Source organism: Oscillatoria sp. FACHB-1406, assembly GCF_014698145.1.
In the GTDB taxonomy this organism is placed as follows: Bacteria; Cyanobacteriota; Cyanobacteriia; order Cyanobacteriales; family Spirulinaceae; genus FACHB-1406.
Window position 1 is genome coordinate 65,541 of the sequence record NZ_JACJSM010000012.1, and the last position, 21,666, is coordinate 87,206.

20 protein-coding genes are annotated in these 21,666 nt (G+C 49.5%); 15 read left to right on the plus strand and 5 right to left on the minus strand.

Translation table 11 applies throughout. The annotated features are described in order from the left end of the window. Positions 1-44 precede the first annotated feature (44 nt). Both H6G50_RS13460 and H6G50_RS13465 read right to left on the minus strand, forming a co-directional pair. Entirely contained in the window at positions 45-1,163 is a 1,119-nt protein-coding gene (locus H6G50_RS13460) for an LdpA C-terminal domain-containing domain (RefSeq protein WP_190717056.1), read from the minus strand. 315 nt (positions 1,164-1,478) lie between these two features. Further along, complete coding sequence (locus H6G50_RS13465; protein ID WP_190717058.1) at positions 1,479-1,895, minus strand: DUF4278 domain-containing protein; 417 nt, start codon at positions 1,893-1,895, stop codon at positions 1,479-1,481. Positions 1,896-2,075: 180 nt separating this feature from the next. Between H6G50_RS13465 and H6G50_RS13470 the strand changes: the two genes are divergently transcribed. From H6G50_RS13470 to H6G50_RS13480, 4 genes are all read left to right on the plus strand, one after another. After that, on the plus strand, positions 2,076-2,729 hold the full coding sequence (locus H6G50_RS13470) for a DUF1003 domain-containing protein (RefSeq protein ID WP_190717060.1): 654 nt from the start codon (positions 2,076-2,078) through the stop codon (positions 2,727-2,729). Between the two features lie 97 nt (positions 2,730-2,826). Continuing rightward, a complete protein-coding gene (locus tag H6G50_RS13475) occupies positions 2,827-4,305 on the plus strand; it encodes an alpha-amylase (protein ID WP_190717062.1) in 1,479 nt (492 codons plus the stop codon). Beyond that, positions 4,287-4,421: a hypothetical protein gene (locus H6G50_RS24430; RefSeq protein WP_277882691.1), complete on the plus strand. Its 135-nt coding sequence runs from the start codon at positions 4,287-4,289 to the stop codon at positions 4,419-4,421. Before H6G50_RS13475 ends, H6G50_RS24430 begins: the two co-directional genes overlap by 19 nt. Positions 4,422-4,509: 88 nt before the next feature. Then, positions 4,510-5,553 carry an isochorismatase gene (locus H6G50_RS13480; RefSeq protein ID WP_190717064.1) on the plus strand — a complete coding sequence of 348 codons (1,044 nt, stop codon included), beginning with the start codon at positions 4,510-4,512 and terminating at the stop codon, positions 5,551-5,553. A gap of 28 nt (positions 5,554-5,581) precedes the next feature. Here the strand turns inward: H6G50_RS13480 and H6G50_RS13485 are convergent, their stop codons facing one another. Next, complete coding sequence (locus tag H6G50_RS13485; protein WP_190717066.1) at positions 5,582-6,541, minus strand: phosphate ABC transporter substrate-binding protein; 960 nt, start codon at positions 6,539-6,541, stop codon at positions 5,582-5,584. Positions 6,542-7,127: 586 nt separating this feature from the next. Between H6G50_RS13485 and H6G50_RS13490 the strand changes: the two genes are divergently transcribed. The 6 genes from H6G50_RS13490 (at position 7,128) to H6G50_RS13515 (ending at position 12,389) form a co-directional block, all read left to right on the plus strand. Continuing rightward, the gene (locus H6G50_RS13490) at positions 7,128-7,874 is read left to right on the plus strand and encodes a phycocyanobilin:ferredoxin oxidoreductase (RefSeq protein ID WP_190717068.1); all 747 of its coding nucleotides are present in this window, start codon (positions 7,128-7,130) and stop codon (positions 7,872-7,874) included. Positions 7,875-7,955: 81 nt separating this feature from the next. Then, positions 7,956-8,855, plus strand: a complete 900-nt coding sequence (gene speB / locus H6G50_RS13495) for an agmatinase (protein ID WP_190717070.1) — start codon at positions 7,956-7,958, stop codon at positions 8,853-8,855. 202 nt (positions 8,856-9,057) lie between these two features. Then, entirely contained in the window at positions 9,058-9,615 is a 558-nt protein-coding gene (locus H6G50_RS13500; protein ID WP_190717072.1) for a thioredoxin family protein, read from the plus strand. Between the two features lie 158 nt (positions 9,616-9,773). Beyond that, positions 9,774-10,496: a UMP kinase gene (gene pyrH / locus H6G50_RS13505; protein WP_190717073.1), complete on the plus strand. Its 723-nt coding sequence runs from the start codon at positions 9,774-9,776 to the stop codon at positions 10,494-10,496. Beyond that, complete coding sequence (gene frr / locus H6G50_RS13510; RefSeq protein WP_190717075.1) at positions 10,483-11,031, plus strand: ribosome recycling factor; 549 nt, start codon at positions 10,483-10,485, stop codon at positions 11,029-11,031. The genes pyrH and frr overlap by 14 nt, the downstream gene beginning before the upstream one ends. A gap of 230 nt (positions 11,032-11,261) precedes the next feature. After that, positions 11,262-12,389: an NAD(P)/FAD-dependent oxidoreductase gene (locus H6G50_RS13515; RefSeq protein WP_190717077.1), complete on the plus strand. Its 1,128-nt coding sequence runs from the start codon at positions 11,262-11,264 to the stop codon at positions 12,387-12,389. A gap of 138 nt (positions 12,390-12,527) precedes the next feature. Here H6G50_RS13515 and H6G50_RS13520 read toward each other — a convergent pair whose 3' ends face one another. Beyond that, entirely contained in the window at positions 12,528-12,992 is a 465-nt protein-coding gene (locus tag H6G50_RS13520; protein WP_190717079.1) for a hypothetical protein, read from the minus strand. 317 nt (positions 12,993-13,309) lie between these two features. Here H6G50_RS13520 and H6G50_RS13525 point away from each other — a divergent pair, with 317 nt between their 5' ends. Next, positions 13,310-13,492 (plus strand): CsbD family protein, encoded by a 183-nt coding sequence (locus H6G50_RS13525; RefSeq protein ID WP_190717081.1) that lies wholly within the window; start codon positions 13,310-13,312, stop codon positions 13,490-13,492. Between the two features lie 205 nt (positions 13,493-13,697). Here H6G50_RS13525 and H6G50_RS13530 read toward each other — a convergent pair whose 3' ends face one another. Then, positions 13,698-14,975 (minus strand): response regulator, encoded by a 1,278-nt coding sequence (locus H6G50_RS13530; protein WP_190717083.1) that lies wholly within the window; start codon positions 14,973-14,975, stop codon positions 13,698-13,700. Positions 14,976-15,420: 445 nt separating this feature from the next. Between H6G50_RS13530 and H6G50_RS13535 the strand changes: the two genes are divergently transcribed. The 4 genes from H6G50_RS13535 (at position 15,421) to H6G50_RS13550 (ending at position 21,649) form a co-directional block, all read left to right on the plus strand. Then, on the plus strand, positions 15,421-15,783 hold the full coding sequence (locus H6G50_RS13535; RefSeq protein WP_190717085.1) for a response regulator: 363 nt from the start codon (positions 15,421-15,423) through the stop codon (positions 15,781-15,783). A 34-nt stretch (positions 15,784-15,817) separates the two neighbouring features. Then, positions 15,818-16,198 carry a response regulator gene (locus H6G50_RS13540; protein WP_190717087.1) on the plus strand — a complete coding sequence of 127 codons (381 nt, stop codon included), beginning with the start codon at positions 15,818-15,820 and terminating at the stop codon, positions 16,196-16,198. Between the two features lie 224 nt (positions 16,199-16,422). Beyond that, complete coding sequence (locus H6G50_RS13545; RefSeq protein WP_190717089.1) at positions 16,423-20,118, plus strand: PAS domain S-box protein; 3,696 nt, start codon at positions 16,423-16,425, stop codon at positions 20,116-20,118. Positions 20,119-20,329: 211 nt separating this feature from the next. After that, positions 20,330-21,649 carry an MFS transporter gene (locus tag H6G50_RS13550; RefSeq protein WP_190717090.1) on the plus strand — a complete coding sequence of 440 codons (1,320 nt, stop codon included), beginning with the start codon at positions 20,330-20,332 and terminating at the stop codon, positions 21,647-21,649. Positions 21,650-21,666 lie beyond the last annotated feature (17 nt).

The window sequence follows — 21,666 nt, forward strand, 5'->3', positions numbered from 1 at the left end:
GAGACGATTGAACTTTTTCATATCTAGTGTTTTAGCGGGAGAAATTAAGCCAAAATTCCCCTAGATATAGCGGTATTAAAGTTGGATTGATTGCCTTTGACAGGGGAGACGAGGGAATCGGCGATCGCAACGGCTTGCCATAATAAAGCAGGAAAGTTTTCAAGATGGGGTAAGGTTTGCGTCTGGAGACTTTGCTGTTCGAGTTGGTGAAGGACAGGCAGAAGCAGCGATCGCGCGTAACTCCCATAAGCAACGCCGACAACCGAAGGAATTGAGGTCGCATCGAGCGATCGCAACCCTTCTGCTTGCAACTTCGCAACGGTATGTTGGTTCGTACCGCCCGCCAACTGCACCAATCCCGGCAAATTGGCTGCCAGGACTTTTCGCGCGAGTTTCACCGCCGCGCGCGTCGTACCTTTACCGATATCTCCACTCATAGGGCGACCGTCTGTTTGCCAAATTAAGCGGCAAGGCAAGGGAGACATGAGGTCGTAGAGGGAGGTGAGGTAAGGAATTATATCTGGACTGTCGGGACAGCTAATGGCGATCGCTTGCAGCCGATGTAGCCAAGGGTGGATTGCTGCCCACAGTCGTTTAAAATCATCCCTGCGTCCGACTTGGGTATGAATTTCGATCGCGTCGATCTCCAGGCTCATTATAGATGACGCGATCGCCTCCGGTGCGAAAACGCGAGCGCGGGCCGAAATGAGTTGTTCCGGACATACCGGCAAACAGCGACCGCAACCATAGCAGCGGCTATCGATTACGCCCTCGACTGCGCCCCCAAAGCGGATTGCTTCGGCCGGACAAATAATCTCGCAAGGGCGAGGACAATCGGACGGGCATTGAGTTGGGTCGAATTCAGCTTTGCGGAAGTGCGGATCTTCGCCATCATTCAAGCTCACCATCAGCCACGGCGACGGGCTGGGTTGAAATCCTCGCGCTTCGGCTTCTTCGAGCCACCCCGTCGCTACGGCGAGCGCTTGGCGAACGGCCGCGATAACGGCAGGATCTGCGGCTACGTCAATGCAATCTGCACCGGCTAAGGTATAAGCGAGCGTCAGACTGCGGATAGCCGGTAAATCCTGGTAACTGGCCCCACAAATGAGCTTGAACCAGCGATTCGTTGTTAATGAATGAATGGGAGATCGGTGTTTATCCACCCTTCTATGCTAATCCGTCCCGCTAAAAATGGGGCAGCGATCGCGCGAATTTTTCTCTAGCGGCGAGTTTTAGGCGGGCGTTCCGGACGATTAAAAGCATTGGCAGTATCGGTTAAACAGCTTGGGATGCGATCGCAATTATAACACGCATACTACACAAAATACATCCCGCCAGACTATATCCTTAAATTTGCGGTCATTAAAAATTGCCCATTACCAATTAATTTCCCCATCCCCCATGTTTAATTTTGAGCGCGAGGGACTCGGAGGCTTCCTTCGATTGTCCAATCGCGCTGTTAAATTGTAAATTTGCTTCTACACGCTTAGTGCTAATTGTTTCGACTCCTCCTCTAGCTGGCGAACTAAGACCTCATTTCCCTTTTGCTTGGCAATTTGCAGGCGATAAAGCAAATTGCGATGAAGATTGCTTAAGTGCCTTTGTTCTGCCTCGTGGCGCAAGACTTGGGGAACAGCCGCAAGCCATTGACTTTCGGGCTGAGCGATCGTTGGTAAACTGCAACCGATGCGGGTCTCTGCTAAAAGTATTGGGTGGGGCTGATACTGTACGCCGCGATATTGCAAAGTATGAGAATTCGGTTTTGCATTGGGTAAGTGCTTGGGATAGTGATGCTTCCAAGTTTCCCCCCGATACACCCCACTCGCTTCCCGTTCTGTCACTTCTAGGGATAGGGGTTGACTCTCGTAACTAACGCCGCGATAGATTAATCTCATGACTGCCTCCGATTGTTGCCGAGCTTAAAAAGCAAGGGCAGCACTCTAGCCCAGCCCTTTTATTATCTCGGCTTTTATTTCTGTATCTATTGTAACAGTTATGCGATTGAGTGTCAGTTGCCCGGAATACATTCCAAAAACCTCGTTGTAACACTTGTCAATTTCCTCTCTCAAATCGTTATGCCAAAACAATCTCAGACCTCAACCGACGAACGTTCTACCCCTAAAAATCGCTTGTTTAACTTAAAACCGCCGCGCAGTCGTATCGTTACAACTCCTCTCCCCGATCCCATTGCTAAAAATATCGAAGCCATCACCGCGCTCCACAACCAAGAACTACAAACCGTTTCCACTCACCAACAACTCCTAGAAAATTGGGCAGTCTTCTTCGGGCGACCCGTATTTTTATACAGCTTACTGGTCGTCTTAATCCTGTGGATCTTCTGCAATGCGTTCGGTGACTTTCTGCCTTTTACAGTCCCTTCTTTTGGTTGGTCGGAACACGGTTTAGACGCAGCCTCCTTAATTATTTCAACCGGAGTCTTAGTCCGACAAACACGCCAAGAAAATTTTGCCGAGCAGCGCGCACAATTGATGCTGCAACTCAATCTCCTTTCCGAACAAAAAATAGCGAAGAGCATTGCCTTACTAGAAGAACTCCGCGCCGATTTACCGAATGTAGTGAATAGATACGATCCTGAAGCTACAGTGATGCAACAAGCAGCCGATCCGATTGCCGTACTAGAAGCCCTCCAGGAAAACTTGAATCAAGAGTTGTCTGAAATCGAAGAACAAGAGTCCTCAAGAAAAGAAGAGGAAGCAGAGCGAAAATAACTTTGCCTCTACCTTGAGAGAGATTCAAAAATTATTTTTCAGACAAATGCCCTCGAAACCAGATAAAGTAATTGAATCATAACTTGGAGCAACCCGTATGTCTGGATTAAATGGCGTGATGATGCAGTATTTCCACTGGTACATCCCCCCGGATGGGGAACTTTGGAACGAGTTTAAAAACAACGCCAAAGAACTCGCCGAGGTCGGAGTAACCTCGGTTTGGCTGCCTCCTGCCTACAAAGGCAGTGCGGGCGGCTACGATGTGGGCTATGGGGTGTACGATATGTACGATCTGGGTGAGTTCGACCAAAAAGGTTCGGTGCGTACCAAATATGGCACAAAAGATCAATATCTTGCCGCAGTTAAAGCCGCCCGAGAGGCAGGAATCCGAGTTTACGCCGACATCGTTCTCAACCACAAGCTAGGGGGGGATGAGCCTGAAGAGACTGAAGCAACGCCCTTAAGCATGGACAATCGCCACGAACCTATTGGTGAGTTGCAAACCGTTCAAGTTTGGACGCACTTTACCTTTGCCGGTCGCAATAAGATGTACTCCGATATGGAATGGCATTGGTGGCACTTTGATGCGGTTGACTACAACTCCTACAACGACGGAGAAAATGCTATTTATTTATTCAAAGATAAATCGTTTGACGAGAACGTAGACCTCGAGAAAGGCAACTTTGACTATCTCATGGGCTGCGATTTAGATATGGATCACCCCGAAGTTCGCGATGAATTGAAGCGGTGGGGTGAGTGGTTTATCGACACGACCGGAGTCGATGGTTTTCGGTTCGATGCGGTCAAGCACGTTAAAGCGAATTTCTTTGCAGAATGGTTAAATCATTGCCGTCATCATGCCGGTCGAAACCTCTTTGCAGTCGGCGAATACTGGTCTTATGACGTTGAAGCGCTTCACTTTTTTATTGAAGCAACGGGCGGAGATGTTTTACTGTTTGATGCCCCCTTGCACTATAACTTCAGTGTCGCCAGCACGCAGGGTAACGACTACGATATGCGGCAGATTTTTGATAATACTTTAGTCAAAGATCAGCCGACTTTAGCTGTTACTTTAGTGGACAATCACGATTCCCAACCGTTGCAAGCGTTGGAATCTGTAGTGGAAGGTTGGTTCAAGCCCATTGCTTATGCTTTGATCCTGCTGCGGACTGAAGGTTATCCTTGTATCTTTTATGCTGATTATTATGGCGCGCATTATAAAGATAAGGGGAGTGATGGCAATGAATACGAAATTTGGCTCGAAAGCCATAAATGGTTAATCGATAAGTTTTTGTATGCCCGTCAAGCCTATGCTTATGGCGATCAATACGATTATTTCGACCATGCCAATACGCTCGGTTGGACGCGCTTGGGCGATGAAGAACATCCCGGCGGTATGGCAGTGGTGTTGAGTAATGGCGATAGCGGTACGAAGTGGATGGAAGTGGGACAACCCAATTGCACTTACATCGATCTTACCGAGCATATCGACGAACCGATTACGACGAATGAGGAAGGTTGGGCTGATTTTCGCTGCAATGCAGGTTCGGTTTCAGTATGGGTGCCGAAGTCTTAAGTACGACGTTTGCACGCATCTCCAACAGCAGTTCAGTAGGGGCGCATAACGATTCGCCCTTACAGTCGGCAATTGGCACTTGGAGCGATCGCGTCAGTCGCGAAGTCGTAAACTGACTCTTTAGAATAGGAATACTAAGGGTAGAGTCGCAGGAAATTCAGTCTTGCGCTCGCCCCAAACCTAAATTCTCTATTCGCTATTCTTATGAACGCTCCTCAACTCCTTCCTATTCCCAATTTTTACAATCCAGAAGCGATCGAAAAAGTTTGGCGTGTTCCCTATGGAGAACGGTCAACCCAAGCTGAATCTTGGGCGAAGCAACACGAAATCAAGCCCGCTGCTTTCGATAAAGCGCGCGTTTGTTTGTTATTAATTGACGTACAAAATACCTTTTGTCTGCCAGAATTTGAACTGTTTGTCGCGGGTCAATCGGGTAAGGGAGCAATTGAGGATAGCGCGCGATTGTGCGAGTTGATTTATAAAAATTTGGGAATCGTTACCGAGATTGTCCCGACGATGGATACGCACGCAGCCGTGCAAATTTTCCATCCCATTTTTTGGATTAACGAGGCGGGAGAACATCCTTCCCCTGCGTCTCTGATTAGTCTTGATGAGGTTGAAGGAGGCGCATGGAAAACTAATCCCGCGATCGCGCCAAGTTTAACGGGCGGCGATGTTGAGGCGCTGCAAAATTATGGCTATTACTACGTTAAAAAACTGAGCGATGAAGGGAAATATCCCCTCACAGTTTGGCCCTATCATTCAATGTTGGGCGGCATCGGGCATTCCTTAGTGTCTGCGGTGGAAGAAGCGATCTTTTTCCATAGTATTGCGCGGTGCAGTCCAACTCGCTTTGAATTAAAAGGAAATAACCCTTTAACGGAAAATTATTCGGTCTTGCGCCCGGAAGTCTTAGAAGATGCAAAGGGCTTATTGAAGGCAGCGAAAAATAAAGCTTTAATCGACCATTTGTTAGAGTTTGATGCGGTTATTATTGCGGGACAAGCAAAAAGTCATTGCGTGGCTTGGACGATTGACGATCTGCTGACGGAAATTAAAGCACGGGAGCCGAAGTTAGCGGGTAAAGTGTATTTATTGGACGATTGCGCTTCGGCAGTGGTCATTCCGGGTATTGTTGATTTTACCGAGCAAGCAGAGGCAAGCTATGCGCGCTTTGCCGAAGCGGGAATGCACCGCGTTAACTCGACCGACGCGATCGCGACTTGGCCCGATTTCCCGATAAACTAGCGATCGCCGGTTGCCCCATCCTGACTTATTAAAGAGGTGCGACCGCGCTTTGTCCGGCCGGCGACCCCAGAAAACCCAAAAATGCTTGCACTGCGGGCGATGCCGGTTGTTTGTAAGCGTAAGAAAGTTCGCGCACAAAAGGATAATTCGCAGCTTGCGGCGTTAATCCATCCACCGCCACAACGCGAACGGTTTGCTGGTTCGCGACTTGGGCATAAGTAGCATACCCGATGCCATCGACTCCCAGCGCGCGCAGTAACGGCGTAGTTGCATCGCGCTCTAAGGTTTGGAAATTGCCGCCGCTGCCAAACTTGCCCTTATTCAAAACTAACTCCTGAAAAGCTTGATGCGTGCCACTCCCCGCCGGACGATTAATCACTTTCAGCGTTCCCGCCTTGCCCCCGACTGCTGACCAATCCGTTGTTTGCCCCGTAAAAATATTGACCACTTGCTGGCGAGTTAAACCCTGACGGAAGGGATTGTTCGCCCCGACAACGATCGCGATCGCATCTTGTACCACCGGAACCGCAACCAACCCTTGGCTTTGTTCTTGGGGAGTTAGCGATCGCGAAATCGCCGCTACATCGGCACTGCCATTAATCACCGCCGCAATTCCCGCGTCCGTTCCTCCCGCTTGCGTCGTGACTGTCGTTCCCGAAAACTGCTGCTCGAAGCGATTTTTCAAGGCTTGATTAATCTGAACCATACTCGTCGAGCCATTGACTCGTATTGCTGTTCCCGCCGGTACTGTCGCGGGCGCGGGGAAAGCGTTCGGAGTCTGACTGTTATTGTTCGCGGGCGGCGGATTTGCCGGTACGTTCCCAACCGGAGTATTCGGTGTGGTGGCGGCGCTTCCCGGAGAATTATTGACCGTTACGGCATCATTCGGTGCATTTTTGCGCGTAAACCACCAAAATCCCCCGCCGACAATCCCTAACGTTAACAGCAGCGCGAGAATTAAAGGAACCGTTTCATTTTTCTGGGACATAGCCATTCTCCAAATCATTCATTTTGTAACAACTGCTGTCGGAGATCGAGCTACTGGTTCTAACGCAGCACTGTCCGAGACAGTTAACAATAAATCAATGGCACTGACTTAAGAAAGAATAAATTACGCCTAATGTGAATTAGCGTTAGAAGCCAGAAAGATCGATCTTTCTGTTCTTTCCCCCCTCGCCCACCGATTGGGAGAGGGGCTGGGGGTGAGGGAAATCAAGGCTTTTGGATAATGCACATCAGACGTAAATTGCCTGTCGAGACGTTGCATACAACGTCTCGACGATAATTTGGTAGGGTGGAACAGCGCCCACCCGCCTTAAATAAGTGCCATTCAACAATAAATAAATGTCGCATAAACGCGAGTTCGAGAAAAATATTCAATAGAGTTCGTCTGTTGAAAGCGTAAGGCTTTCCGCACGCGAACCGAATCGGGGTTTCCGGATTTGTCGATCGCGCGGCTCCCGATCGTTTTGGGAATTGGACGCTTAGAGTATATCGTTAAAAAAGATTAGGAAAGTTCCTCACCGGCTCATTTGGTTCGCATCTTAGCCCCGATTTTGCTCTAAACGCTTGTTATGTCAGAAGTTTCAACCCCCTCCCTCCAAGAAGAGTTGCACCCGTTAATTCGCCAACTCGCCGATGTAATTGTCACCAGTTGGCAGGAGTATTTAGATTTGTCTCCTTACGAACTGCCGGAGGGATTGGGCTATGTGGAAGGACGTTTAGAAGGGGAACGGTTGCGAATCCAGAACCGCTGTTACCAAAGTCGAGAATTCCGGAAAATGCACCTAGAGTTGGCAAAGGTGGGGAAAACGCTGGATATCCTGCATTGCGTGATGTTTCCTCGGGAAGGCTATCCGTTGCCGATGTTTGGCTGCGATTTGGTGGGAGGGCGCGGACAAATTAGCGCCGCGATTGTTGATTTGTCGCCGACGAACTCCGATCTTGAACTATCCGACTCCTATCGCCAGCAACTCGCCGCTTTACCCCCCGCAGCGTTTTCGCAACCGCGCGAGTTGCCGCCCTGGGGAGATATTTTTTCGGAATTCTGTCTGTTTATTCGCCCCAGCGATGAGGGGGAAGATGCACGGTTTCTCGATCGCGTCAAGCATTTTCTCGAGATTCACTGTCGCAACGCGATCGCCATGCAGCCCGTATCGGGAGAAGACCGCGATCTTTACTTAGAAGGTCAGCGCTACTACTGTACCAAACAACAGCAGAACGATAAAACGCGCCGCGTTCTCGAAAAAGCTTTCGGGAATGAGTGGGCTGAAACTTACATGACTTCGGTTTTATTCGATTTACCGCCCAGCATTGCTTGAGACTCAGCGTACTCGGAGATGGAGAGAAATTTTAAGCTACAATTCCTGATGGTTCTTTAACACATTGCGCGATCGCCACGGATGCCTACTCTTCCTTCTCTGCCCCCGTTCCTCGACTCCACCGTAGAAAGTTCCTACGAAGCCGCCCGCGTCGTCATTTTACCCATACCCTACGAAGCCACCACTACTTACCGCAAAGGGTGCGAAAGCGGGCCAGAAGCCATTTTAGCCGCCTCGCCGCAATTGGAATATTACGATGTGGAATTGAAGCGAGAAACTTGTTTTGAGATTGGCATTCACACTTGCGAACCCGTCGCCGATACGCGCCAACAGCCCGATCTCGCCCCCGAACGCATGGTTGAAACCGTTAAGGAAACGGTGATGCGTCTGGTTGCCGATGGGAAGTTTGTTATCGCGCTTGGGGGCGAACATGGGATTTCTGTTGGTGTCGTTGCTGCCTACCAAGAATTACTCTCAGAACCGTTTACCGTCATTCAAATCGATGCCCACGGCGATTTGCGCCACGAGTACGAAGGCTCGATCTACAATCATGCCTGCATCATGCGTCGCGTTGTCGATATGGGGTTGCCGACTTTGCCGGTAGGAATTCGGAGCATTTGTCAAGAGGAAGCAACATTAATTAACGACAAACAAATTCCCGTTCAGTGGGCGCACGAGATAGCAGAAAATCCCAACTGGATTGAAGAAGCGATCGCGCAAATCTCCACCCAGAAAGTGTTTATCACCATCGACTTAGACGGTTTAGATCCGAGCTTAATGCCGGGAGTCGGAACGCCGCAACCGGGAGGCTTGAGTTGGTACGACTTAATGCGATTTTTGCGCCGCGTCTTCGCGACTCGCGAGGTCATCGGTTGCGATATTATGGAACTCGCGCCGGTTGTCGATTCTGTCGTATCGGAGTTTACGGCGGCTAAATTGGTCTATAAACTCATTGGCTATCAACTGGCGAGCCGAGGCTAAACTCGACTTTCCCGATAGGGCGCGCTGGGACTGCATTTGCTAAAAAATTCGGACGCGATCGCAAACTCGGAAACCCTGTTCTGATTTTCCAGCGATCGGAGAAAATAGACATAAGGGTTCGCTTTCGTCGCTCAGCACCGAACGAGAGGGAAAACCCTGCAAAATAGCGAATATTATTTCTCACCCGGGAGTCTGCAAACCTATGATTGGGGAACAAGGTCAAACATCGCTGGGCAGTCGCGCCCCTGATTTCGAGTTGCCAGGGACAGACGGACAAGTCCACCATCTAACGCCCTATCTTCAAGAATACCAGGCTGTCGGAGTCATTTTCTTGGGTAACTTATGCCCCTATGTCCGGCGTTACATCGATCGCCTCAAAGCCATCCAAACTGAATTTCAAAACCGAGGCTTCACGCTGGTCGGAATCAACGCCAACGATGGCGGACAAATGCCAGAGGAAACTCTCGAGGAAATGAAAAAATTTGCCATCGAGTACGAACTTAACTTTCCCTACCTGCGAGATTCCAGCCAGGATGTCGCGCAGAGCTTTGGCGTGGAGCGAACGCCCGAAGTCTTTTTGCTCGCTCGCGACGGAACCATCTGCTACTGCGGAGGCATTGACGACAGTCCCGACACCCCCGAAGCCGTGAAGCAGCCGTTTTTGCGGCAAGCGATTTCTGCCTTGCTCGAAGGGCGCGAGATTGTAACGACTATGACTGAAGCTCCGGGCTGTTCCCTCATTTGGCAAGAAAAAAGCTAGCCGCCCTCTAACAACAGCAAAGGCGAAATAACATCCCAAAAACCTGCTATCTTAGACTAGGCGCGGTCGCCAAGATTGCCACCGTTCGCCTCTAGAATCCCTGTCTTTCTTTGAGGCGAGAGTCACTAATAACTGATGACTGATGACTGATAACTGAAATGACCTACAAACGGGTTTTACTCAAACTGAGCGGTGAAGCCTTAATGGGCGACCTCGGCTACGGAATCGATCCTAAAGTGGTTGCCGACATCGCTCAAGAAATAGCTGAAGTCGTCTCTATCGGCACGCAAGTTGCGATTGTTGTCGGTGGCGGCAATATTTTTCGCGGTGTAAAAGCAGCCTCAGCGGGCATGGATCGCGCGACGGCAGACTATGTGGGTATGATTGCCACAGTGATGAATGCCATCACCTTACAAGATGCCCTAGAGCAGGCAGGTATCCCCACGCGCGTTCAAACCGCGATCGCCATGCAAGAAGTTGCCGAACCTTACATCCGCCGTCGCGCCATTCGCCATCTTGAAAAAGGACGAGCGGTAATTTTTGGGGCGGGTTCGGGGAATCCCTTTTTTACCACCGACACCACCGCCGCCTTAAGAGCCGCAGAAATTGAAGCTCAAGTAATTTTTAAAGCCACCAAAGTCGATGGCGTGTACGACTCAGATCCCAAACTCAATCCTGAAGCCAAACGCTACACCAGCTTGACTTACGATCGCGTCCTCACTCAAGATCTGCGAGTCATGGATGGAACCGCGATCGCGCTGTGCCGGGAAAACAACATTCCCATTGTCGTCTTCGATCTCTTCGTTCGAGGCAACATTATCCGCTCCGTTAAAGGAGAAGCAATAGGAACACTTGTAGGAGGTTCGTGTGAAACTAAATGAAGTTGAAAGTTCAATGAAAAAAGCCGTTGAAGCCACTCAACGGTCTTTTAATACGATTCGTACTGGCAGAGCCAACGCCAGCTTGCTCGATCGCGTCTTGGTAGACTACTATGGCTCCGAAACGCCGCTAAAATCCCTTGCTAACATCAGTACCCCCGATGCCAGCACGATCGCCATCCAACCTTACGACAAAACCAGTATGGGCGCGATCGAAAAAGCAATCTCCCTCTCCGACATCGGTTTAACGCCCAGCAACGACGGCGTAACCATCCGTTTGAATATCCCGCCCCTAACCAGCGATCGCCGCCAAGAACTCGTCAAACTCGCCGCAAAATACGCCGAAGAAGGCAAGGTCTCCGTCCGTAACGTGCGTCGTGATGCCGTCGATTCCACCCGCAAGCAAGAAAAAAGTCACGAAATTTCCGAAGACGAAGCTCGCGACCTTCAAGATAAAATTCAAAATTTAACCAACAAATACACCAGCAAAATTGACGACCTATTAACCCAAAAAGAAGAAGACATCACCACCATTTAAAAAAATTAACGATCTTGTTTCAAACATTCCACCAATCGAGGGAAGAATAAGATCGGGGAACAATCCCGATCCCTTCCTCCAATTGGTGGTAGTGTTCCCTGTTTTCACGGGGCGGCGCTTGAGGTTACCTCGAAAATGGGAGCGGGACACGTTGATGTAATTTATTCGATGGCCTTAAATCGCCGCTCGACAGACCCAATTCCTTAATAGAAAAACGACTATAACGTATCATGGTTGACTGTATCATTGTCGGTTCGGGTCCCGCAGGTAGCGCTGCGGCCTATCATCTCGCCAAACGCGGACATTCAGTATTAGTTCTAGAAAAAGAATCCCTACCGCGTTACAAAGCCTGCGCGGGCGGCGTTTCTCCCGCCGTTGCCGACTGGTTTGACTTCGACTTCTCCCCCGTCATCAACGCCAAAGTCAGTCAGGTCAACTATACCTGGCAAATGGGCGATCCGATGGCAGTCGAACTCACCACCCAACCGATGTGGATGGTTCAGCGCGATACATTCGATAACTTCTTGCTCGAGAAAGCCAAAGCAGCCGGCGCGCAAGTTCAAGATAGTACCGCCGTTACTGCCCTTAAGTTTAACAACGGCGCGTGGCAGGTCACGACCAACAACGGCAACTTTGAAGGGCGATATTTAATTGCCGCTGACGGTGCAACCGGCCCTTGTGCCAAGCTTCTCGGCTTCAAAGAAATCAAACCTTACACGGCTGGGGTGTTAGAAATCGATAGCCCCCCCAAACAAAGCGATACGGCAAAATTTGACTTCGGAACGCTTAAAAATGGCTTTATTTGGGCATTTCCGAAAGGCGATCGCATCTCCATCGCCGCCGGAGTTGTTGGCAGTCACAAAGCCAACGCCGACGAATTAGAAAAGCAACTGAAAACCTACGCCAGCGAACTCGGATTCAATCTCGCTAATAGCCAGTATCGCCAACAGCCAATGATTCTCTGGTCGGAAAATCGCACCCTCCACGCCCAGAATGCGCTGCTAGCAGGAGATGCGGCTGGAGTTGCCGATCCCCTCCTCGCCGAAGGGATTCGTCCGGCTATGTTTACCGGCGTAAAAGCTGCTGAAGCCATTAGCAAAGCATTAGGAGGCGATGGTAGCGCCTTAGCGAACTACACTAAAACCATCGCTGAGGGATGGGGTAACGATATGGTTTGGGCGCAACGTTTAGCGGGCTTATTCTTTAAATTCCCCAAAATTGCTTATAAAGTCGGAGTTAAACGCCCTGCTGCCGCTGAAGTGATGAGTAAAATTCTCTGCGGTGAAATGCGCTATGGCGAGATTGCCGATAAAGCGACGAAAGTTTTAAAACGCAGTTTCCTCCCCGGACAAGGTTAAGAAGTAGAGAACGATTCTCCTCCGCCCGTTGAGATTAAATCGAGTTGAAAATGCAGCCTGGGGTTTAACTCAGGCTGCTTGTGCGTATAGAGGGAAATTAGTTAAAAAACACTCCAGACGCGCGCAAGGCATAAAATTTTACCGATCGAAAAGATTTTTAACCGAATCCACTAAATTATCCGCAGCTTTCTCTGCCTTGTCAGCCGCTTTTCCCGCACGGCGATCGACTTCATTAATATCGCGATCGACTTTATTTTTGAGGCGACCGATATCGTACTGCGCCCGTCCTTGAAGTTCTTTTCCCGCACCTTCAACTTTATTAGAAAAGCGATCGCTCGCTTTACGCTGTACGGTTCCCACATCTTGCTTCGCTTTTCCGGCTGCTTTATCGCCCGCGCCCGCGCCGAAGATTTCACCAACCTTATTAGCAATACCACTTTCAGCCAAAGTTAGAGAAGGATTTAAGTTTGAAGCACTGGCTGGAGGGGTAGTATTATAACCGAGACCGACCCAACCCAACGTTAGAGTTAATAGAGCTAGACAAACTGAAAAGACTTTTTGAGTATAACGAGTCGCACCCTTGACAATTTTAGCAATTTTCATGACGACTTTTGCTCCTGAGAATTTTTTTAATATCAACCTTATTGAGTCAGAAAATTGCTTTTCCTTCTTCTTTCATGCGATAGAAACAGAGTAGAATGACTCACCGTTCGCGACTCTTCCGAAGGATAGATAGTAAGAGCGACTTTGCCTGCTTATAAACTCAAATCGCCGAGCGTGCAAGGCTTTTTGGATTTCCATCTTTCGACAGACGAGCGGGGAAAGCCCTTTTGGTAGATTAAAGGAGTGCCAAACAAATCGGCAACTTAATATGACGAACTTGGCAAAATTTAATTAATTGTATTACGAGGGTAAAGATCATGAGTCTTGAAGATAGAGCTAAGGCAACTGCTAAAAATATCGAAGGTAAAGTTCAAGAAGTTGTCGGCGAAGTAACCGGCGATCCTCAAGATAAAGCAGAAGGTAAAGCAAAACAAGCTGAAGCTCAAACCCGCCATGCGGTTGAAGATGCAAAAGACAGCGTTAAGAAAGCAATTGACTAATTAATTTTTGGTCTGATGCACGCGTGCCTACAGGAACCCTAAAAACTTTTAGGCCGTAGAAAGTTACTAGAAGATGTAGAAAGATGTGTAGCTGCGATTGGAATCGCAGCTTTTTTGTGTTGAGCGCTAATGCAAGCACCCCTAAAAATCTTAAAACTTGAAACCCGTCCTACTAACTCACTTCAAGGCGGGCTTACCAGGAGATTTAACGATCGCTCTCAGGAACCGGACAGTATTTGTGTAAGATCGCTAAAATTTTATCGTCTTCGAGCGGTTTTGCCATAAAATCGGTTGCCCCGACCAGTTTGGCACGAATCCGGTCAATCGGCCCGTCGTTCCCGGTCAGGATGACGATCGGAATATTATGGAAGCGAGAGACTCGACGAATTTGACAGCAAACTTCGTAGCCGTTGGCGATGGGCATCGCTAAGTCGAGAAAGATAAAATCGGGTTTGTACTGGAGCAGTGTAGGCAGAGCGGAAATGGGATCGGGGATCGCGAGAAATTGATAGTTCGTGGTGCTGAGAATGGCTTCGATGCGAGCGAGAACGGTAGGACTGTCGTCAATACCAATCACGAGGGGGCGTTTGACAGCAGCCGTAGTGCGACGTGCGGGAATCGAGCGGCGTGGAGTTTCTGGGGGGCGCTCGAGAAAACGCGGTTGCGGGAAATCTTTGAGTGGAATCAGCTTGATGAGGTTCTGGCTGATGTAGGGAACGAGGGCGCGAGTGACGGTTAATAGGTCTTTTCTGGCGGCTAGAGCGAGATCGCGAAGCGTGCGTTTGCCATCCAGAGCAGCAACTAATTTGCGATAGACGCTAGAATCTAGGTTAGGGTGCAGCGTCATCAAGTTGCTGGAGAGTGGGGCTAAATCGGGACAGCAACGAGTCAAACCAGCAGCGACCCAGCTTTGCCAATCTTGCTCGGCGCGATCGAGAGCAGTTTCTAAATTAGAAGCAAATTTATGAAGAAGCATCCCGGTATTAGAAGGACGCACGCCCGGAACGGCGCTAATGACGAAAGGCAGGGTATTATCTTCTTTGGGGAGAGCGTCTTGCTGGGGGCGATCGAGTTGGGCTGAGGTATGGGCGACGGAAGTTAACGCGATCGCGCGTAAAATATCGAACAATACTTCGTCGATTATCCCCTGCCAAATCGCCTTTAACTGTTCGGCTTGGGGACTTTTACGCAGCCCTAACAATCCTAAAGCATGGTAATCCCAACACTCGGGAACCTCGTTGGAGCGCAGGGAGAATGCCTGCGGGTTGAGAGTAGGGCAGTAGCGTTTTAAGTGACGCTGCCAGCGACGGACAGGATGCAAGCCCCCTGCTGCCCAAACCAAACGTCCTAAATGAAGGTACAAGCGCCAGTGCGCGCGGCTCGAGACTTTAATGTCCAGTCTGCCCGTGAATTTATCTTGACTGTAAGCAGAAAGTCGAGCGGCAAAGCTATTGGGGATGGGTTGGGCGATTAAGGGAGTCATAATTTAGGCTCGGCCAACTTGCGCGCGTTCAAAAATTTAAGGGCTGCGGGGCAAGAATACTGTTTTTGTTCCTTGCGTAAGCATGAGTTTACAAGACAATCGTGAAAAATTAGTGAATGCACGGGGTTGGCTCGATAGGGATGTCTAGCAATCGAGTTTATTTTCGTTGAAGTGTAGATGAGTGGAGAGAGTGAAGAAACCGTCAAGTCTCAGAAATACTTAAGTAAATTAACGCAAGCTTCAAAAAACATACTGAGTCTTCACAGATTTTTCATACGAGTTGGTTAATCTCGATGTACCGATCGGGCTGAGTTTAACGATGCTGCAAACCATAATAAATTCCGTAGATTATCCGCTAGTTAGCTTTCCTCCCGCGAGTGCGGTTACATTGTCTCCGATGAGCGATTGCGCCTTTAACTCTCGACACCTGTCATCTCGAACACTTTTGTTGATCGATCCTGAAGACGACCTGCGCGAGGTGATCCAAACCGGCTTAGAATTAACGACGAACTGGAAAATTGTGACCGCTCATTCCCACGCACTCGGCGCAAATCTTGCTGCGATCGAGCAACCTAACGTTATTCTTCTGAATGTGGAACGAGTCGATCTCGAAGATTCAGCCTTACTCGCCCAGCTTAAAGCTAATCCCTCCACCCAAAACATTCCGGTCATTCTCATGGCAGACCGGGTTAGGCTTTCCGACTGGTGGCGATTGACCCAACTCGGAATTGCGGGCGCAATCTCTAAACCCTTTGATTGCGTCAACTTAGGGAAGCAAATAGCTGTATTGTTAAAGTGGACGAGTTAAAATGCTGAAGCAATTAGAATCAAACGGTTAGACAATGGCAGCGAAGCGGATATTAATCATCGACGACGAGGCAGACATTAGAGAAGTCGCGCAACTCAGCCTGGAAATCAGTAACGATTGGGAAGTGCTGACTGCTGCTTCAGGTCAGGAGGGTTTAAAAATTGCAGCCCAAGAGAAGCCTAATGCCATTCTTTTGGATGTTATGATGCCTGATATGGATGGACCGACGACCTGGCAATGCCTTCAAGACAACCCAGCAACTCAAGATATTCCCGTCATTTTCTTGACGGCTAAAGTGCAAGCAACGGAGCAGCGACGCTATGCAGAATTGGGCGTTACGGCGGTTCTGACTAAGCCTTTCGATCCCGTCAGCTTAGCCGATCGCGTTGCTGAAGCATTAAATTGGCAGTTGTAAGCGATCGAAGTTGCTCTGACAGTCAAAAGGCTAAAGGGGGGAGAAACTGCCCGAATTGCAAAGGAATGAGAAGCATTATCAATTCATTCTCAAGGGTGGGGCATTCTATGATTAATCGCGCTTCTAGGGCTAGTCCGCAAATAATGCCTTTTTTAACTCAAGCTTCTTTTTTAAACACCCTGTGAAACGCGCTCGGTAAACGCTACTTTCAACTTTCTAAAGCAATGGGCAGAGCCGCACGTCCCCATCGTCCTCTCAAAGCCAAAGCGCGCGCGCGCGCCGCAGAGACGGGGAGCGAGCGCGCTCGCTCGGATCTCGACCGGTTGCAAGAACTGGCGAATTCCCTGGATGTATTACTCTACCAATTTCACCTCACCTCGGACGGCTCGATCGCGTTTCTCTATCTCTCAGCCGGATGTCGATCGCTCCTGGGTTTAGAACCCGAACGGATCGAGCAAGACGCTTCCTTATTCTGCGATTGTATCCATCCCGACGACGCAGAGGCGTTGCAGACATCGCTGCTGACCTGCGCTCAAACATTACAGCCTTGGCATTGGGAAGGACGCATACGCGGTGCGAGCGGGAAGTTTCAGGGGATAAAAGCAAGTGCCAAACCCATTCTCAGTGATGAGGACAGTTGGATTTGGGAGGGTTGGGCGATCGCGATCGCAGAACCCCGGCCGACGCAAGCCGCCCTAGAAGCGGAAAATCAACGCTTGAGGGAACGCAATAAAACTTTAGCCGCGCAACTGGAAGACTGTACGGCGAGAAGCCGAGAAAGCGAACGGCGGCTCCAAACCCTGCTCGATACGGTTCCAGCAATTTTATTTGCCCTCGATCGCGACGGCAACTTTACCCTTGCCGAAGGTCAAGGATTAGAAGCATTAAACCTCAAACCCGAACCCGTTCTCGGTCAATGCTTCTACGATCTCTACAGCGATACGCCCGAAGTCGTCGATCTCATCCAACAAGTTTTTCAAGGTCAAACAATCAAGAGTCGGGTGCGCCTAGGAAAGCAATTCCTAGAGCTTAAATGTTTCCCAGCCTACGATGCGGCAGGAATCCTAACGGGGGCAATCGGAACAATTGCCCAAAGCGGCGCTTGCAGCGAAACCGAACCCGAAGCGAAAAAGTCAAACCCACGATTCACGCAATCGCTCGATCGCATTTCAGTTGCAATGATTGAGTGGAATTGCCGTTGGGAGCCGCTGGCGTGCAATCCAGCCGCAGAGAAACTCTTTGGCTATAACACTGAGGAACTACGTGAAGGCATCGAGGCGATGTTCCCGGAGCCAGAACGAGAGCGGGAGGCTCGACTGCGGCAGTCAATACTCGCTCAGCCTAAAGAAATGCGAATACTCCACGAAAATTTAACCCAAGAGGGGCGCAGGCTTTATTGCGATTGGTATCATGCCCCCCTGCTCGACGACCGAGGCGATTTAACGGGCATCATTTCAGTGGTGATGGATATTACCGAACGCAAACTCGTCGAGACAGCCCTCGAACAGAGCGAAATTCGGTTTCGGACTTTAGTTGAAAATGTACCGGGCGCGATTTATCGCTGTCGGAGCGATCGCGATCGCACCGCTGACTTCATTTCCGAAGCAATTGTCGAGATCTCAGGCTATTCTCCCTCAGATTTTATTGAAAGTAACGTTCGCAGTTTGGGGAGTCTGATTCATTCCGAAGATCGCGATCGCGTCGAACGCGAGCTAGAACGAGCGATCGCCCTCAAAAATCCCTACTTGCTAGAATATCGTTGGATTTGTGCAGATGGCAGCGTTAAGTGGGTCTCCGAAAAAGGTCAAGGAATCTTTGACGAGGGCGGTCAACTTCTCTATCTCGATGGGGTCATCTTCGATATCAGCGAGGGCAAAGTCGCCGAAGCCGAACTCCTGCAAACCCGTCATTTCCTCTCTTCCGTCCTTGAAAAATTGCCCGTTGGCGTTGCCGTCAAAGAAGCTCGGGACTTAAGATTTATCTTTTGGAATATCAGTGCTGCGGAAATTACCGGCTATAGCGCCGAAGAAGTCATGGGTAAAAAGGACTCGGACTTTTTCCCGGCAGAACAAGCCGAACGGTTCGTTATTGCCGATCGCGCAGTCTTAAGCTCCGGCACGACTTCCGACATTCCCGCCGAGGTCATTCGAGTTAAATCCGGCGAAACAAAAATTTTACATACTCGAAAGACAGCGATTTTAGATCGTTTGGGACAACCTCAGTATTTACTGGCAATTCTCGAGGATATTACGGCCAACAAACAGGCGGAAGATGCTCTGAGAATTTACCAACAAGCTGTTGAAAGTACCAGTGACGCGATCGCGATGGTTAATGCAGAAGGCGAACACTTTTATCAAAATGCTGCCTTTTCCAAACTCTTTGAGCATCCCACCGTAGAAGCTTGTCGTGAATGGGGCAGCCATCAAAATACCTATTGCGATCCGATCGTTCAGGCAGAGGTTTATCAAACGTTACTTCAAGGCAATGCTTGGAGTGGCGAAACTGAAATGCGATCGCGCAGCGGCCGCCGCTTGCAAATTCTCCTGCGCGCTAACCCCATTAAAGATGCAAACGGACAAGTTATTGCCTTCCTCGGTCTTCATACCGATATCAGCGAACGTCGCCGCGTCGAAGAAGCCCTCCGCCAGAGCGAAAAACGCTTTCGAGATGTCTCCGATGCGGCGGGCGAATACCTGTGGGAAATCAACGCTGAAGGAGTGTATACCTTCCTCACCGATAGAGTAAAATCGGTCAAAGGCTACGAGCCTTCTGAATTGCTCGGTCAAACGCCCTTTACGGTCATGCCGCCTGAAGATATAGAGAGCGTGACAGCAATTTTGCAGGTGGCTAGCGCCCAAAAAAGTAATTTTCAACTCGAACATCGCGATATTACGCCTTCTGGAGAGATTGTCTGGGAACAAGTCAGCGGCGTACCCATGCTCGATCGCAACGGTAATATCATTGGCTTCCGGGGAACGGGACTGAGCATTACCGAACGCAAACAGACAGAAATTCGGCTCAAACAGCAAGCCAGTGATTTAGAAGCAGCACTCTATAAACTGCAACGCACGCAATTGCAACTACTCCAAAATGAGAAAATGTCGAGCTTGGGGCAGTTAGTTGCCGGAGTCGCGCATGAAATCAACAACCCGATTAACTTTATTCACGGCAATCTGGTTCCGGCGAACGACTATATCCGAGATTTGTTAGCCCTAGTAGAGCTTTATCAGAAGCATTATCCCCTGCCGCCCCTAGAGATTCAAGAGGAAATTGAAGCGATCGATCTCGATTTTATTCGGGAAGATTGGCTTAAATTATTTACCTCCATGCGCGCCGGAACCAATCGCATCCGCGAAATTGTTCTCTCGTTGCGCAGTTTTGCCCGTCTCGACGAAGCCGAATTCAAAACGGTTGATATTCACGAGGGCATTAGAAGCGCGTTAATGATTCTTCAGAGTCGCTTGAAAGGGCGCACCCAACGTCCCGATATTGAAACGAGCGAAGAATACGGGTTCTTGCCCTTGGTGGAATGCTATCCGGGGCAACTCAATCAAGTGTTTATGAATATCTTAGCCAACGCGATCGATGCGATCGAAGAAAGAGATGCGCATCGCACCTACAAAGAAATTCAGCAAGCCCCAAGCCACATTCGCATCGCAACGACTATCCCGCGACCGGGTTGGGCGCAAATTCGCATTCACGACAATGGACCGGGAATTCCCGCCGCTATTCAAGAGCGCATTTTCGACCCATTTTTTACGACTAAAACGGTTGGAAAAGGAACGGGTTTGGGAATGTCCATTAGCTACCAAATCATCGTCGAGAGACATAATGGATCGCTCGTTTTTATTTCTGAATACAATAGCGGCACAGAATTTGTTATTGAAATTCCATTAAAACAGGAAGTTATTGAGTTATAATCGATACATCGGAGAAGAGAAAGCAAAACATTTAAATCATTAAAGGTTTGTATTAATGATGATTCCTTTTTGATAATTAGCACGCTAAAAAACTCGAATTAAACATTCTGTGAGTTGGGCAGTGCAAGGCTTTTAGTATTTAGAGAATACATTCACGTTTCAAGTGGCGCTATATTAAATCAACATCAATTAACTGTATTTTAAAAAAAGCGTGAAAGTTTTTCAGACCTTAGAGCGACAAACACAGATTAACTTCCTATTCTTATTTGGGGCAGGTTTACTGTTCTGGTTGAGCATAACCTCCCTTTTGCCCGTTCTGCCGAGCTATATCCAATCAATCAGTCCGGGACAGCAGTCTTGGCAGTGGGGAGGGCGCGGGGTTGTCTTGTCGGTACAATCGCAGGTGGGATTGGTGATGGGGTGTTTCGCGATCGGTTTGCTGCTATCGCGGACTCGTTTGGGTAGATTATCCGACCGACGCGGCCGCAAAATTGTGATTTTAATCGGGACAGTGGTCGCGACGATCGCGCCGTTTGGCTATTTATTCATGCCCTCGATCCCACTCCTGATGCTATGGCGAGTCTTCCACGGGCTAAGTATTTCGGCTTTTACCACGGGTTACAGCGCTCTGGCGATCGACCTTTCCCCCGTCGATAAACGCGGCGAGATTATCGGTTATATGAGCTTGGTGGTTCCGATTGGGATGTCCTTGGGGCCGTTATGCGGGGGCTATCTCGATGAAGCGATGGGAAATAGCCCGGTTTTCATCCTTTCTGGGATTTCGGGAGGATTAGCGTTGCTGTTGGCGAGTCGGGTGAAAGAAACGCGCAGATCTGAGAAAGCTATTTTTTCTAAGTTGGCATCGGAACGAGTTCAACCGCGCGAGGAAGGATTCTGGCAAGTGTTATTGCGTCCGGCGTTGCGAGTCCCGACTTTCGTGATGGTCGGTGTCGGGATGGTGTTTGGGACATTAGTGACATTTTTGCCGCTCTTTTTGGGGGAGAGTGGAATCGATTTGAATGTAGGGCTGTTTTATACGACGGCAGCACTCGCATCGTTTATCGGACGGGCGGTAACTGGGCGCGCGAGCGATCGCTACGGGCGCGGTTTGTTTATCAGTCTGAGTTTGCTGAGTTACGCGCTATCGATGGGGTTGTTAGCGCGCGCTGTCTCACCCTCCGCCTTTCTATTGGCTGCGATCTTTGAGGGGCTGGGCGGCGGTGTTTTGATTCCGATGGCGATCGCGCTAATGTCCGATCGCTCTTCCCTAAACGAACGCGGCTTGGTGTATGCCGTTTGTTTGGGCGGTTTCGATTTTGGAACCGCGCTTGCCGGTCCAATCCTGGGCTTTGCGATCGCCCCGCTGGGATATCGGGGATTGTATGGAATTTCCGCCGCGATCGCGCTACTCGCCTTACTCCTGTTTATCACCAGTTCCGGGAAATCGCTCTCTCATTCTTTCCGCTTTGCTACCGGACGCGCGATCGATGTTTATGCCTTAAAAGAACCGCCCCTTAGCGAGGGAGTCTAAATCCTTCAAAGTTCGGG

Bases quoted from the DNA above. Each gene is read 5' to 3' on its own strand.
- H6G50_RS13465 (WP_190717058.1), bottom strand. From the start codon at position 1,895: ATGAGATTAATCTATCGCGGCGTTAGTTACGAGAGTCAACCCCTATCC.
- H6G50_RS13470 (WP_190717060.1), top strand. From the start codon at position 2,076: ATGCCAAAACAATCTCAGACCTCAACCGACGAACGTTCTACCCCTAAA.
- H6G50_RS13475 (WP_190717062.1), top strand. From the start codon at position 2,827: ATGTCTGGATTAAATGGCGTGATGATGCAGTATTTCCACTGGTACATC.
- H6G50_RS24430 (WP_277882691.1), top strand. From the start codon at position 4,287: ATGGGTGCCGAAGTCTTAAGTACGACGTTTGCACGCATCTCCAACAGC.
- H6G50_RS13480 (WP_190717064.1), top strand. From the start codon at position 4,510: ATGAACGCTCCTCAACTCCTTCCTATTCCCAATTTTTACAATCCAGAA.
- H6G50_RS13485 (WP_190717066.1), bottom strand. From the start codon at position 6,541: ATGTCCCAGAAAAATGAAACGGTTCCTTTAATTCTCGCGCTGCTGTTA.
- H6G50_RS13490 (WP_190717068.1), top strand. From the start codon at position 7,128: ATGTCAGAAGTTTCAACCCCCTCCCTCCAAGAAGAGTTGCACCCGTTA.
- speB (WP_190717070.1), top strand. From the start codon at position 7,956: ATGCCTACTCTTCCTTCTCTGCCCCCGTTCCTCGACTCCACCGTAGAA.
- H6G50_RS13500 (WP_190717072.1), top strand. From the start codon at position 9,058: ATGATTGGGGAACAAGGTCAAACATCGCTGGGCAGTCGCGCCCCTGAT.
- pyrH (WP_190717073.1), top strand. From the start codon at position 9,774: ATGACCTACAAACGGGTTTTACTCAAACTGAGCGGTGAAGCCTTAATG.
- H6G50_RS13515 (WP_190717077.1), top strand. From the start codon at position 11,262: ATGGTTGACTGTATCATTGTCGGTTCGGGTCCCGCAGGTAGCGCTGCG.
- H6G50_RS13520 (WP_190717079.1), bottom strand. From the start codon at position 12,992: ATGAAAATTGCTAAAATTGTCAAGGGTGCGACTCGTTATACTCAAAAA.
- H6G50_RS13525 (WP_190717081.1), top strand. From the start codon at position 13,310: ATGAGTCTTGAAGATAGAGCTAAGGCAACTGCTAAAAATATCGAAGGT.
- H6G50_RS13530 (WP_190717083.1), bottom strand. From the start codon at position 14,975: ATGACTCCCTTAATCGCCCAACCCATCCCCAATAGCTTTGCCGCTCGA.
- H6G50_RS13540 (WP_190717087.1), top strand. From the start codon at position 15,818: ATGGCAGCGAAGCGGATATTAATCATCGACGACGAGGCAGACATTAGA.
- H6G50_RS13545 (WP_190717089.1), top strand. From the start codon at position 16,423: ATGGGCAGAGCCGCACGTCCCCATCGTCCTCTCAAAGCCAAAGCGCGC.